Here is a 13335-nt window from a genome sequence, read left to right on the forward strand (position 1 = left end):
GGGGAGCGACGTGGCTACGTACACTCAATCCGCACCGGGGGTCCTTGAAGCTCCCGTAGTTCCTAAATCCAAGGGGCGCATCGTCGTCAACTGGATTACCTCCACCGACCACAAGACCATCGGGTACATGTACCTGATCGCGTCCTTCGTGTTCTTCTGCCTCGGTGGCGTCATGGCGCTGCTGATCCGCGCTGAACTGTTCGAACCCGGGATGCAGATCCTGCAGACCAAAGAGCAGTACAACCAGATGTTCACGATGCACGGCACCGTGATGCTCCTGATGTTCGCAACTCCGCTGTTTGCCGGCTTCGCAAACGTCATCATGCCTTTGCAGATCGGTGCCCCCGACGTCGCATTCCCGCGTCTGAATGCCCTGGCTTTCTGGTTCTTCCTCTTCGGTTCCACCATCGCCGTCTCCGGTTTCATCACCCCCCAGGGTGCTGCTTCCTTCGGTTGGTTCGCGTACGCGCCGTTGTCGAACACAACCTTCAGTCCCGGCGTTGGTGGTGACCTCTGGGTCTTCGGCCTTGCCCTCTCCGGCTTCGGCACCATCCTTGGCGCCGTCAACTTCATCACCACCATCATCTGCATGCGTGCACCGGGCATGACCATGTGGCGCATGCCGATCTTCACCTGGAACACGCTGGTTACGGCAATCCTGGTCCTGATGGCGTTCCCGCCACTGGCAGCTGCACTGTTCGCACTTGGTGCTGATCGCCGCTTTGGTGCCCACATCTTCGATCCCGAAAACGGTGGAGCGGTCCTGTGGCAGCACCTGTTCTGGTTCTTCGGCCACCCTGAGGTGTACATCATTGCGCTGCCGTTCTTCGGCATCGTGTCTGAGATCTTCCCGGTCTTCAGCCGCAAGCCGATCTTCGGCTATAAGGGTCTTGTGTACGCGACCATCGCCATCGCGGCCCTGTCCGTGACCGTTTGGGCGCACCACATGTACGTCACCGGTTCGGTGCTGCTGCCGTTCTTCGCCTTCATGACCATGTTGATCGCAGTGCCTACCGGCGTGAAGTTCTTCAACTGGATCGGCACCTTGTGGCAAGGGTCCATCACCTTTGAAACCCCCATGCTGTGGAGCATCGGCTTCCTGGTGACCTTCCTCTTCGGTGGCCTCACCGGCATCATCCTGGCCTCGCCGCCGCTGGACTTCCACGTCTCAGACTCCTACTTCGTGGTGGCTCACTTCCACTACGTGGTCTTCGGTACCGTGGTCTTCGCAATGTTTGCAGGCTTCTACTTCTGGTGGCCCAAGTGGACCGGAAAGATGCTCAACGAGCGCCTCGGCAAGATCCACTTCTGGCTCCTGTTCCTCGGCTTCCACGGAACCTTCCTGATCCAGCACTGGCTGGGCGTTGAAGGTATGCCGCGTCGTTACGCCGACTACATGCCGCAGGATAACTTCACCTGGATGAACCAGTTCTCCACTATTTCCTCCTTCGTCCTGGGTGCTTCGCTCCTGCCGTTCTTCTGGAACGTCTACATCACCTGGCGCAGCAACAAGAAGGTAGAAGTGGATGACCCGTGGGGCTTCGGTGCTTCACTGGAATGGGCAACGTCTTGCCCGCCGCCGCGCCACAACTTCACATCCTTGCCCCGTATCCGCTCCGAGCGCCCGGCCCTTGACCTTCACCACCCGGAGTTGGCCCAGGTTCACACCGCCGAGGCCCCGTCACCCGCAGCAGCTGTTTTGGGTAACGCCGACCAAAGGGACGTCAGCAAATGAAAATTGAATCGTGGCTCTTCGGAGCCGGAGTCTTCTTCTTCGTTCCCGTAGCCATTGCCTATGGATTCCTGACGGAATGGAACGAGTGGGTTGGTGTCCTGGGCATCCTCCTGGTCGGTGGCCTTGCCGGAATGATCGGTGCCTACTTGGGCTTCACGGGCAAGCGTATTGGCCTTCGCCCCGAGGACCGGCCTGACGCCGAAATCCACGAAGGTGCCGGCGAACAGGGGCACTTCAGCCCTTGGAGCTGGTGGCCGCTGGTTCTTGGTCTGGCTTGCGCCGGTGGGTTCCTTGGCCTTGCTATCGGCTTCTGGGTAACCTACGTCGCCGGCGGCCTTGCCATCGTGGCATTGGTTGGCTGGGTCTTTGAATACAGCCGCGGCGACCACGCGCACTAGCCTTCTATTCCAGGCATAAGAAATAGAGTTATGAGAAATGGGCCCCACCCTTTGGTGGGGCCCATTTCTTTATGTGCGGGGGAGGCGGAAGCCGGTCTCAGAAGTGTTCAGCGGGCCTCAGTGCCCTCCAGAAGGGCCGAAAGAGCAATCAAGGCACTCTGAGCCGCCCCAACAGTCTGTCCTGCGATCAGCGCATCTGGAGCGACTTCCAGGAATACTTCACACCCATGTCCAAAGTCGTCGGTCATGACTTCGAGGAGCGACCGCGCGTCAACGGGTTGACCGTCCTGCTTACGGATAGTGACCGGCAGGCCCGTGTCGGTGACGGCACGGACGAACACAGCTGCCGCCCGTGCATGCAACCCGATTTCCGCGGCAACTATAGCCTTCTGTTCCGGCAACCCAACTCCCTTGGTTAGTCGACGGAACATCCGTCGGAAAATAGTCCCTACAAGCGTAGCTTCCGCTGACTCGGTGCTCCACATGGGTACAGCGTGGTCTAGACCTGAAGAACCGCTGAATTATCCTTGAAACATGACTCAATTGCTGGACAGCTGCAGTGCCTGAGGCAGCAAGCATCGCAGGCGAGATCGATCGCACCAGCGGTACGCCCATTTACGTCCAACTCCGTGAAATACTGCGCGCATTCATTGCCCAATCCTGTCCACCAGGTTCTGCGCTTCCTTCCGAGCGGGATCTTTCCGATCGTTTTGGCCTGGCCCGGATGACAGTGCGGCAGGCCATTGATGCCTTGGTGGGCGAGGAGGTCATTGAGCGCGTCGTCGGGCTTGGAACATTTGTCCGAAAGCCCAAGCTGGACCTTCAAGTGAAGCTGACGTCCTACAGCGAAGAGATGCAGCGGCGAGGCATGGTCCCTGCCGCGAAGGTGCTGAGCTTTGAGCAGATTTCCGCAAGCGCCTTCCTTGCCCGGGAGCTTCAGCTGGAAGAAGGCACCCCGCTGGTCCGGTTCAGGCGTCTACTGCTGGCAGACAATGAACCCATGAGCGTGGATGAAAACTTCATCCCGGCGCACCGGGTCCCGGGGCTACTGGACGAGGCGCCACCTACGTCTCTCTACAACGTTCTCAGCGAACGGTTCGGCTTGGTAATGGAATGGGGCGAGGACATGATTGAGGCCACTGCTGCCTCACCCTCAACCGCGCGGCTGCTCAACGTGGATGTGGGCGCTCCTTTGCTGAAGATTCAACGCCACGCCTTCGTAGCACGTGCCATGGTGGACTATTCCGTTTCCTACTATCGGGCGGACCGCTACAAGCTCTGGGTGCCCCTGCAGCGTCCAGGAGTGAGGCCCACCCGTAATTACTCATCGGGATACCGCTCCCAGCCGTAGCCGTCATTGGGATGTCGGCGCACCAGGATCCGAAGCGAAAACCCGAAGTCCCGGGGTCGGCCACGGACGAAATTCAGGTTTCGCAGGGACATTGATGCACATGGACACAAAGGAAGGGCCCGGTCCAATGGACCGGGCCCTTCCTGTATGAGACTTCCAAGCGTTAGTGGCTCAGGCTCTTCTGGTCTTCGCCTGCTTCAATAGCCTCATGGTGGCCATGTGCGTGGGCGGCTTCAAGCTCGGCCGGTGTTGCCGGAGCAACACGGTCCTCGAAGAACCACTTGGAGAGTGCCGCGCGGCGCTTTTCCTTGCCGGTGACAACGCCGTGCTCGTTCGGCTCCGCCGGCAGTGGAGCCGGTGACTCGAATCCAACGAGCTTGTAGCGCTTGTACTCATCCAACGGAGCGTGGACCTCGATGAACTCACCGTGGGGGAGGCGGACAATACGTCCGGTTTCCCGGCCGTGCAAGGCAATCTCGCGGTCCTTGCGCTGGAGTGCGAGGGCAATGCGCTTGGTCACGATGAATGCGATGACCGGGCCAATAAAGAACAGAGTCCTCAGCCAGTAGGTCACATCATTCAACGACACGTGGAAGTGGGTTGCGATGAGGTCGGAACCTGCGGCTGCCCACATCACGCAGTACCAGGTGAATCCTGCAACACCGATCGCCGTGCGGGTGGGCACGTTGCGAGGACGGTCAAGAACGTGGTGCTCGCGGTTGTCCTTGGTGATCCAGCGTTCGATCCACGGGTACATGAACAGGACCGTGAAGATGATGCCTGCAGGCACAAGCGCCGGCAGAAGAACGTTCAAGGTCAGTACGCGTCCGAAGATGACCCACTCGAAGTGGAAGTCGTTGATGACACCCGGCATGAGGCGCAAGGCGCCATCGACGAATCCGATGTACCAGTCAGGCTGGGTACCAGCGGACACAGGTGAGGGGTCGTAAGGGCCGTAGTTCCAGATCGGGTTGATCGTAAACGCTGCAGCCATCAGTGCCAGGACGCCGAAGACGATGAAGAAGAATCCGCCGGCTTTGGCTGCGTAGACCGGGCCAAGGGGGTAACCGACGACGTTGCCGTCATTGCGTCCCGGGCCGGGGTACTGGGTGTGCTTGTGCACGACCACCATGAAGAGGTGGATCACGATCATCAGCAGGATGAGCGCGGGCACCAGGAGGATGTGCAGCACATAGAGGCGGCCGATGATGGCCGTACCCGGGAATTCCCCACCGAAGAGGAAGAACGAGATGTACGTTCCGATGACCGGGATGGACTTGATGACGCCGTCGATGATGCGGAGGCCGTTGCCGGAGAGCAGGTCATCGGGGAGTGAGTAACCGGTGAATCCGGCTGCCATCGCCAGGATGAGCAGCACGCCGCCAACTACCCAGTTCATTTCACGCGGCTTACGGAAGGCACCCGTGAAGAACACACGAAGCATGTGAACACCCAGGGACGCCACGAACAGCAGGGCTGCCCAGTGGTGTACCTGGCGCATGAACAGGCCGCCACGAACGTCGAAGGAGATGTTCAGCGACGAGCTGTATGCCACGGACATTTCGACGTTGTACAGCGGTGTGTACGAACCCTGGTAATGGGTTTCCGCCATGGACGGATCGAAGAAGAACGTCAGGAAGGTACCCGACATCAGCAAGATGACGAAGGAGTACAGCGCCACCTCTCCGAACATGAACGACCAGTGGTCGGGGAAGACCTTCCGGCCGAACTCACGCAGGATGCCTGAGCCACCCACACGCTCGTCCACGAAGTTGGTGAAACTACCAACCTTGGTCTTCGGAACGAAGGGGGCTTCAGCTGTTGATGAGGCGCTCATGCTCGTCACGCTCCCAGTAACTCGGTCCTACAGGTTCTCTGAAGTCGCTGGTCGCGACGAGGTAGCCCTCTGCGTCAACTGCGATAGGCAGCTGGGGGAGCGGACGGCTTGCCGGTCCAAAGATGACCTTGCATTCCTGCGTGAGATCAAACGTGGACTGGTGGCAGGGGCACAGAAGGTGGTGTGTCTGCTGCTCGTAAAGAGCAACAGGGCAACCAACGTGCGTGCAGATCTTGGAGTAAGCAACGATTCCGTTGTAGCTCCAGTTTTCGCGGCCCTCGGAGGGGTTCAGTGAGTTCGGATCCAGGCGCATCAGCAGGACGACGGCCTTTGCCTTCTCGTTCAGCTTGCCCTCATGGAGCTCGTTGAGTCCTTCGGGGATGACGTGGAAAGCGGAGCCGATGGTGACGTCCGAGGCCTTGATGGGGGTGCCATCAGGGTCACGCGTCAGGCGCTTCAGCTTTCCGCCCTCAGGAGCCCACATGGTGTGTGCCAGAGCATCGTCGGGACGCGGGCCCAAGTCGCCGAAGATGGCGAGAGCAGGCAGCGGAGCAAGTGCAACTGCACCAAGGAGGGTGTTGCGAATCAGCGGGCGGCGCTTGATGCCGGTCTCCTCGACGATGTCGTCGACGATCCGGACAGCAGCCTGGCGATCCTCTTCGGTACGGATGGCGTGGCGCTCTTCAGACACTTCGTGATCGGGCATGAGGGCCTTGGCCCAGTGCACGATGCCGGTGCCGATGCCAAGCATTGCAAAGGCCGTACCGAGTCCCAGAAGGAGGTTCTGGGTACGGATGGTCGCAATGGTGGTGTCGTCGCCCAGATCGATGGCGAAGTACGCCACCAGGAAGACCAGCGTGCCAATGACGGAGGTGCCAAACAGAATGGCTACCTGACGTTCGGCTCGCTTTGCGGCTACCGGGTCCGTGTCAGCCAGGCGCAAACGATGCGGAGGAAGACCAGGATCCTGGAACTTCTCCACCTCATTCTGACCAGCCGTAGCTACGGTGCCCGAGTGGTTCGGACTGCCGTCACTATGGTTGCCCATAATTCGCCTCATCCTTCTCTCGTTGTCTCGGCCGGAGCCGAGTTATTTTCAGTTTCAAACTGCTGACAATGCAGCAGAAGTTTTTGTTGCGTCCGGATCAGGACGTGCGGGACGTCAACCAGATGGTGAACGCGATGATGACACCCAAACCGGCAACCCAGACGAAGAGGCCTTCAGAGACCGGGCCAAGGGAGCCCAGGTCCGCGCCACCGGGTGAACCGTTGGCTTCGATGGTCTTCAGGAAGGTGATGATGTCGCGCTTGTCTTCAGGAGTGACATTGGAATCACTGAAGACAGGCATGTTCTGCGGTCCGGTCACCATGGCTTCGTAAATGTGCTCTGCGCTGACGCCGGCCAGTGCAGGAGCAAACTTGCCGCGTGTCAGGGCGCCACCGGCAGCGGCTGCGTTGTGGCACATGGCGCAGTTGACGCGGAAGAGTTCGCCACCGTTGGCGGCATCTCCCTTGCCGTCGAGGAGGTGTTCCTCGGGGATGGCCGGGCCTGCACCGAGGGAGGCAACGTAGGCGGAGAGCTGCTTGGTCTGCTCTGCGTTGAACTGGGCGGGCTTCTGCTGGGCCTGCGGTCCGCTCATCTGCATGGGCATACGACCGGTGCCAACCTGGAAGTCAACGGCTGCAGCGCCCACGCCGACCAGCGAGGGGCCGTCCTGGGTTCCGGAGGCACCCATGCCGTGGCAGGTGGCGCAGTTGGCGGCAAAGAGCTTGCCGCCTTCTTCTACGTCACTAGCGCTGAAGCTTGTGGTGTCGGCCTTGGCCTGGTTGACGGTTGTGGCAACGGCGTAGAGCCCACCAGTGAGGAGGAGGCCCATCAACAGCAGCGCAATGGCTGCCAGTGGGTGACGTCGCTTCTGCGATAGTGCCTTCACGTGGTGGTTCCTTTATTCGATCCTGCGTCGGCTCCGCGAGCCGCTTCTTGAAATTCTGCCTCTTGTAGAAAAAGAGTCAAAGCCGGGCTTACTTGAGGACGTAGATGACCAAGAACAGGCCGATCCACACAACGTCGACAAAGTGCCAGTAGTACGAGGTGACGATCGCCGACGTCGCTTCAAAGTGCCCGAACTTCTTGGCTGCGAAAGCGCGGCCAATGATGAACAGGAAGGCGATCAGGCCGCCAATGACGTGGAGGCCGTGGAAGCCCGTTGTCATGTAGAAGGCGGAGCCGTAGGCGTTGGAGGACAGGGAGACATGCTCGGAGACGAGCATGGCGTATTCCGTGGTCTGTCCGGCAACGAAGAAGGCGCCCATGACGAAGGTCAGGACAAACCATTCGGACATGCCCCACCGTGTGAATTGGAGCGGGCGGCCGGTACGGCGCGGTTCGAGCCGCTCGGCGGCAAAAACGCCCATCTGGCAAGTGAATGAACTTGCCACAAGGACGATCGTGTTGACGAGCGCAAACGGGAAGTTGAGCTTGGCCGTCTCTTCGGCCCACATCAGTCCAGATGTGGAGCGCAGGGTGAAGTACATGGCAAAAAGGCCGGCGAAGAACATCAACTCACTGGACAGCCAAACAACGGTTCCAACAGAAACCAGGTTGGGGCGGTTCAGCGTCGGGTGCGCCGGGGTACTGGGGGCATGGGTCGCAGATGTCACAAGGACATTATGTCTGTAAAAGTCCAGAGTTCCCAATGCAAACCACCGATTCGGGAGACTTTTTCTACAAAGACGCGAAATCGCGCGGAAAAGTTCCCGGCTGCGTTCACATTGGTCATCGGCGTGGCAGGGTCGATAGCATCAGTGGGTGACTTCTCCGGCATCGGCACCTGCAGCCAGCAATACCTGGCCAGGGCTCATCTCAGCACTGATCAACGGCGACGACCTTGCAGTGGGCAATACAGAGTGGGCCATGAATACGATCATGTCCGGGGAAGCGACTCCGGCGCAGATTGCAGGCTTCCTTGTTGCCCTCCGGTCCAAGGGTGAAACGGTGGAGGAGCTGGCAGGCCTGGTCAAGGCCATGGTCCAGCACGCCAACCCCATCAGTATTTCGGGCGAGAAGCTGGACATCGTCGGAACTGGTGGCGACCGTCTCAATACCGTGAACATTTCCACGATGGCCGCATTGGTTGCTGCAGGCGCCGGGGCCAAAGTGGTCAAGCACGGAAACAGGGCAGCTTCTTCCACTTCGGGGTCAGCGGACGTGCTGGAGGCCTTGGGTGTTCGGCTGGACCTTTCGATCAACGAGGTGGCCCGGAACGCTGAAGAGGCAGGAATCACATTCTGCTTCGCACAGGTTTTCCACCCTTCCTTCCGTCACACGGCTGTGCCGCGCCGGGAATTGGCAGTTCCCACAGCCTTCAACTTCCTTGGTCCGCTGACTAATCCGGCTCACGTCCAGGCATCGGCTGTTGGTGTTGCCAATGTCCGGATGGCCCCGCTGGTGGCCGGCGTGTTGGCGCACCGGGGGAGCCGTGGATTGGTGTTTCGTGGTGATGACGGACTCGATGAGCTCACCCCCACGGGCCCGTCCACTGTATGGGAAATCAGGAATGGCGAAGTCGCCGAGCAAGTTTTCGATCCGGCCGAACTTGGTATTGGGCCTTCAACCGTGGCGGATCTCCGTGGAGGGGACGCCGCTGCCAATGCCGGAGTCGTCCGCGACATCCTTGACGGAAAGACGGGCCCTGTGAGGGACGCCGTGCTCCTCAATGCGGCCGCGGGCCTGGTTTCCTTCGACCTGCATGCTGAGGGAAGTCTGACTGATCGGATGCGCGCGGCATTCGCCCGGGCAGCCGAGTCCGTTGACTCCGGGAAAGCTGCGGAAGTCCTCGCTAAATGGACGGAACTCAGCCGCAGCGAAGCCTAGACAGGCGGGCAGCCTCAGCAGGCGGGCAGCCTACTCGAAGCCAAGCGCAAAGGCCGCGTCGAGGTCATGCTGCGAGTACGCCCTGAAGGCAATGTGGGTGGTGGTGTGAACCACCGAATCCACTTTGGAGAGTTTGTCTGCGATGACGTCCGCCAGTTCTTCATGCTTGGTCACCCTGGCAACCGCAATGAGGTCCCATTCACCGGTGACAGAGTAGACCTCACTGATGCCTTGGATGGCGGAGATCTGCTCGGCGGTCTCCGGGATGCGTGAAGCATCTGTCTTGATCAGGACGAAAGCGGTGATCACGTGGGGCCTTTCCGGAAAAGCATCATTGCGGACTGCTTCAGCCTAGTGCATCTGTAACTGACAGGCTCCGTTCAAACGGGGCGTTGCCGCCTTTGGGTCGCCCGTATCCACAAGCGCGCTACGACCCGGTAGCCGAGCAGGAAAACCCCAAGGCTGATCGACGCAACCAGTACAAAGGGCAACACCACGGTCTGCCCTGTGGCAGCCCGTAGCAGCATCCCCACCAGGACCGCGCTGATCCAGACGAGGACGCCCGTCGGCCAAACAGCCAAAGGCGCGCGCCAAGCGCGAATAGCCATCCACGCAAGGGCTGCTCCGGTCAGGAAGGGCCATGCCGTGATGAATGCGCCGGAAATGATGTCGCCGCGGGCGTGGGCGTCCCTGCCAATGGCAGCGAAGACAAGAATCAACAGGACGTCTGCAATGGCTGAGGGAATCCATTGCCTGGATGGTGAAGGCATGTCTCTGACATTATCCGGGCCGCGACCCGCGCGCGAAGTCAAGGGCTGCTGGTCCAATGCGTTGTGTGTGGTCTTTGACAACTCCTCCATCGAAAACATCATGCCCCGGCCGGACGGCATTGCCGGCCCTCTTGGGAGGTGCGGATCCCGAAGGCTCCCGGCGCGCCATGGAGGCTATGATGCGGATGCGGAAGCTGGACATCAATGCCCTTCAAAAGCGTACGACGGGGGATGAAGACGTGGGGGACAGGTGCCGCCCGGGGCTGTTAGCATGGCCGCATTGTGACGTAATCAACACTGCCCCAACAGGAGGCTGAGCCATGACAACCCGTCTCAACCCGTACATCTCATTCCGGGACAATGCCCGGGAAGCCATCACCTTCTATGAATCCGTTTTCGGTGGCGAACTGAATATCAGCACCTTCGGCGACTACCAGGCCAGTGAGGATGCAGCAGAGGCCGGCAAGGTCATGCATGCCATGCTGGAAACTCCGGGCGGCTTGACCCTCATGGCTGCCGACACACCCAATGGCATGCCTTTCAATCCAGGGGACAACATCTCAGTGTCGTTGAGCGGCGAAGCGGCTGACGAAGCCGAGCTCCGGGGCTACTGGGACAAACTGGTCGACGGCGGCACTGTCACCGTTCCCCTTGAGACGGCGCCTTGGGGCGATACGTTCGGGATGTGTATCGACAAATTCGGTATCTGCTGGCTGGTCAACATTGCCGGCGCCCAGCAGGGGCAGCAGCAGACTGCATAGGGTCCGGTGGGGCAAAAGTCTCCTGTAGCCGCGCCCGCGGCGGGTCATTTGCAGTTCAGCTTAAGCGGTCCGCTTGCCGCTGGTGTCAAGCCTGTGGCCCATGTGTTTAGGTGTCCGCAGGACGATGGACCGATCCATGATTTCGGCAAAGGGCAACCGTTCGCCTAACTGCCGTTCCAATATGGTCATGTCTTCGACGCGGCGCAGCCATACCGTCATGACGATGGAATACATGCCGCCTGTGGTCGCCACCATGCGCACTTCTTCCAGGGTGGACAACCTCCGGGCAACTACTTCAACCTTTGTGGCGGGGACCCGCATGAAGTACCACACGTTCACCGGCCACGGTGTGTAAGAACGGGCGACTTCCAGTCGCAAGGTCAGGCGATCTTCTGCGATAACCGTGGCCAGGGCGTTCCTCGCCTTTGCAGGACTGATCTCAAGCGCGTTGGATATGTCTGCAACGGAGGTTCGGCCATCGAGCTTGAGAAGTAACGCCAGGCCCTTCTCATGCTCAGCAGTTATTCCCCGGCTCGTCGATGTGGGCTCGGGCAGGTTACGTTCCAACAGCCGTGATTCCGTGCTGTGGAGTGACCGAAGCCGCCACTGCTTTGCGTCCGACAGAAGCTTGATGGCCCTGTGCGTGCGGGTACTGCGGATGCCCTCAACGGTGCAAAGCCGTTCCAGCAGGAAGTAGCTCAACTCGGCCTCTGAAGAGCACAGCAAGGTAAGGAGCAGGTCCCTTCCCCCGGCGGTCTGGTGGATGGTCATAACTTGTGGGTCGCTGGCGAGTTCTTCGGTGGCCCGAAGGATACTGGCCGGCGCGCAGTCGATCTCGACTATGGCGCCGGAGTATTTAGTCCCGTTTCCAGGGTAGGACGTGACCCACGCCAGTCCAGCTTCCTTCAGTGCAGCCCACCGTCGCGAAAGTGTGACCGCATCGGCGCCGACGATAGGAGCCAGCGCCGCCCAGGGGGCACGCGGACGGATCTGCAGTGCGTGCAACAAGCGAAGATCGCGCTCGTCGAGTTCATAATCCTGCATTGACTCCCTAATTCTTGCTAGAAACGTGCATTCTGTCCGTATTCAATCACTGCCTGCCTAGTTTGGGTGCGCTCAACACCCCATTCCGAAAGGCAGAAATGTCGCATCAATCCGCAACGCCGGCAGTTCAACCCCCTGCTTCGGGGGTTGGGGCGCCCGCCGGGCGGACCGGGCGGGCAAGCCGGGCGACAGTGAAACCACGCCACCATGGAGACCCGGACGATTTTCGGTTGGTTGACCTGGTTCGTCAGGGGGACCTTGCGGCTTTCAGCGAGCTGTACAGAAGTCACCTTGCGGTGGCCGGCTACGTAGCGCGAGCAGAAACCGACAACTCCAGTGACGCGGAGGACGTGGTGGCGGAGGCCTTTGCCTCGGTCTTGGAAGCATTGCTGGCCGGCAAGGGCCCAAGGGAGTCTTTCCAGGCATATCTGACTACTACGGTCAGGCGCATGGCCCATCGCCGAAATATCCGCAGCAGGCGGACTGCCACCTTGGGTTACGGCAGTGTGATGGATGTCCTGGTACTGGACGAAAACTCCACCATCAAGGCTTTTGAGGCAACAATTCTGATGCGTGCCTTCCGTTCACTCCCCGTGCGGTGGCAGGCCGTGCTGTGGTGTATCGAAGTTGAGGGACTTAAGCCGGCAGCCACGGGACGTGTCATGGAGTTGAGCCCCAACGGGGTTTCGTCCCTGCTCATCAGGGCCAGGGAGGGCCTGCGTCAGGCATATCTCCAGGAGCACGTCTCGCAGGCGCCGAATGACCCCTGCATCGATTTCTCCCGCCACTTCGGGAAGTACGTGCGGAATGCGGTGCGCAAGGCAGCAAGGCTGCGCGTTGCCCACCATCTCACTGAATGCCCCCGTTGCGCTGATGTTCTGGCCTACCTCAAAGAGATTGATGAAGCCATGAGTGAGCGGCCCACGGGCGATGCCACCACGGTGACCTGACTCGGAGTTTCCGCCACCTGGTTGCTCCCAACTCAAAGTTTGTTAGTATGTAAGGACAAACTATTTAGGGGTGAAAATGCCACTGGTTCGAATTGACGTCAATGCTGGCAAAAGTTCGGAAGAGCTCGATGCGATCAGCCGCAGCATCCACCGCGCCATCCTTGAGGAGTACCGCATCCCGGAGCGCGACTACTTCCATATTGTCACCGAGCACGCTCCTGGCCGGATCTACGCCCTGGATGCGGGGCTGGGTTTCGAGCGCTCATCCAACGTGGTCATGATTCAGATATTCACCCAAAAGGGGCGCAGCGGCGACGCCAAAAAGTCCCTCTTCGCTGCCATTGCCGCCCGACTGGGCGAGGTTGGCGTTGCTGGTGAGGATATCTTCCTTGGCTATGTCGAAAATACTGCCAGTGATTGGTCCTTTGGCTTTGGTCGCGCGCAGTACGTCACTGGCGAGTTGGCGGTTCCTGCAGGTTAGCCGCTTCCGAGGATTCGGGAGCGCTGCTGTGCCGGCCTGAGGAGTGCGCTGCGCGGCTTGCAGCCGACTTAGGTCTCGTTGTAAATATGTCATTACAAACCTTTGACAGGACATAAATTCTGGTGCACAGTAGT

Annotated in this window: 15 protein-coding genes; 7 read left to right on the forward strand and 8 right to left on the reverse strand. The window is 59.9% G+C overall.

Translation table 11 applies throughout. The annotated features are described in order from the left end of the window. The first annotated feature begins 10 nt into the window (after positions 1-10). Together ctaD and M1D51_RS09930 are read left to right on the forward strand one after the other, a co-directional pair. The gene (gene ctaD, locus M1D51_RS09925) at positions 11-1735 is read left to right on the forward strand and encodes an aa3-type cytochrome oxidase subunit I (protein WP_011774899.1); all 1725 of its coding nucleotides are present in this window, start codon (positions 11-13) and stop codon (positions 1733-1735) included. Further along, positions 1732-2133, forward strand: coding sequence for a cytochrome c oxidase subunit 4 (locus tag M1D51_RS09930; protein ID WP_172322270.1), 402 nt, complete (start codon positions 1732-1734; stop codon positions 2131-2133). The genes ctaD and M1D51_RS09930 overlap by 4 nt, the downstream gene beginning before the upstream one ends. 107 nt (positions 2134-2240) lie before the next feature. On the opposite strand, the gene M1D51_RS09935 is transcribed toward M1D51_RS09930, so the two are convergent. Beyond that, complete coding sequence (locus M1D51_RS09935; protein WP_458109348.1) at positions 2241-2534, reverse strand: HPr family phosphocarrier protein; 294 nt, start codon at positions 2532-2534, stop codon at positions 2241-2243. Positions 2535-2692: 158 nt separating this feature from the next. Here M1D51_RS09935 and M1D51_RS09940 point away from each other — a divergent pair, with 158 nt between their 5' ends. Then, positions 2693-3484, forward strand: a complete 792-nt coding sequence (locus M1D51_RS09940) for a GntR family transcriptional regulator (protein ID WP_458109349.1) — start codon at positions 2693-2695, stop codon at positions 3482-3484. Between the two features lie 163 nt (positions 3485-3647). Here the strand turns inward: M1D51_RS09940 and qcrB are convergent, their stop codons facing one another. The 4 genes from qcrB to ctaE all read right to left on the reverse strand — a co-directional run bounded on the left by qcrB (position 3648) and on the right by ctaE (position 7982). Then, a complete protein-coding gene (gene qcrB, locus M1D51_RS09945) occupies positions 3648-5321 on the reverse strand; it encodes a cytochrome bc1 complex cytochrome b subunit (RefSeq protein WP_172322267.1) in 1674 nt (557 codons plus the stop codon). Next, positions 5299-6369, reverse strand: coding sequence for a cytochrome bc1 complex Rieske iron-sulfur subunit (qcrA, locus tag M1D51_RS09950; protein WP_026540751.1), 1071 nt, complete (start codon positions 6367-6369; stop codon positions 5299-5301). Before qcrA ends, qcrB begins: the two co-directional genes overlap by 23 nt. Before the next feature lie 97 nt (positions 6370-6466). Then, entirely contained in the window at positions 6467-7255 is a 789-nt protein-coding gene (gene qcrC, locus M1D51_RS09955; RefSeq protein WP_172322266.1) for a cytochrome bc1 complex diheme cytochrome c subunit, read from the reverse strand. Positions 7256-7343: 88 nt separating this feature from the next. Then, the gene (ctaE, locus tag M1D51_RS09960) at positions 7344-7982 is read right to left on the reverse strand and encodes an aa3-type cytochrome oxidase subunit III (RefSeq protein ID WP_309138323.1); all 639 of its coding nucleotides are present in this window, start codon (positions 7980-7982) and stop codon (positions 7344-7346) included. Between the two features lie 148 nt (positions 7983-8130). Between ctaE and trpD the strand changes: the two genes are divergently transcribed. Then, positions 8131-9195 (forward strand): anthranilate phosphoribosyltransferase, encoded by a 1065-nt coding sequence (gene trpD / locus M1D51_RS09965; RefSeq protein ID WP_458109350.1) that lies wholly within the window; start codon positions 8131-8133, stop codon positions 9193-9195. Between the two features lie 30 nt (positions 9196-9225). Here the strand turns inward: trpD and M1D51_RS09970 are convergent, their stop codons facing one another. Both M1D51_RS09970 and M1D51_RS09975 read right to left on the reverse strand, forming a co-directional pair. After that, complete coding sequence (locus M1D51_RS09970; RefSeq protein WP_207593620.1) at positions 9226-9504, reverse strand: Lrp/AsnC family transcriptional regulator; 279 nt, start codon at positions 9502-9504, stop codon at positions 9226-9228. A 71-nt stretch (positions 9505-9575) separates the two neighbouring features. Next, positions 9576-9965 carry a DUF3054 domain-containing protein gene (locus tag M1D51_RS09975; protein WP_458109351.1) on the reverse strand — a complete coding sequence of 130 codons (390 nt, stop codon included), beginning with the start codon at positions 9963-9965 and terminating at the stop codon, positions 9576-9578. A 320-nt stretch (positions 9966-10285) separates the two neighbouring features. On the opposite strand from M1D51_RS09975, the gene M1D51_RS09980 reads away from it, so the two are divergent. Beyond that, a complete protein-coding gene (locus tag M1D51_RS09980) occupies positions 10286-10726 on the forward strand; it encodes a VOC family protein (RefSeq protein WP_458109352.1) in 441 nt (146 codons plus the stop codon). A gap of 60 nt (positions 10727-10786) precedes the next feature. Here M1D51_RS09980 and M1D51_RS09985 read toward each other — a convergent pair whose 3' ends face one another. Beyond that, on the reverse strand, positions 10787-11770 hold the full coding sequence (locus M1D51_RS09985; protein WP_458109353.1) for an Lrp/AsnC family transcriptional regulator: 984 nt from the start codon (positions 11768-11770) through the stop codon (positions 10787-10789). Positions 11771-12000: 230 nt separating this feature from the next. On the opposite strand from M1D51_RS09985, the gene M1D51_RS09990 reads away from it, so the two are divergent. Both M1D51_RS09990 and M1D51_RS09995 read left to right on the forward strand, forming a co-directional pair. Then, a complete protein-coding gene (locus M1D51_RS09990) occupies positions 12001-12720 on the forward strand; it encodes an RNA polymerase sigma factor (RefSeq protein WP_172326471.1) in 720 nt (239 codons plus the stop codon). Between the two features lie 76 nt (positions 12721-12796). Continuing rightward, positions 12797-13201 (forward strand): tautomerase family protein, encoded by a 405-nt coding sequence (locus M1D51_RS09995; RefSeq protein ID WP_458109354.1) that lies wholly within the window; start codon positions 12797-12799, stop codon positions 13199-13201. Positions 13202-13335 lie beyond the last annotated feature (134 nt).

It is taken from the genome of Arthrobacter sp. R3-55 (assembly GCF_054161505.1).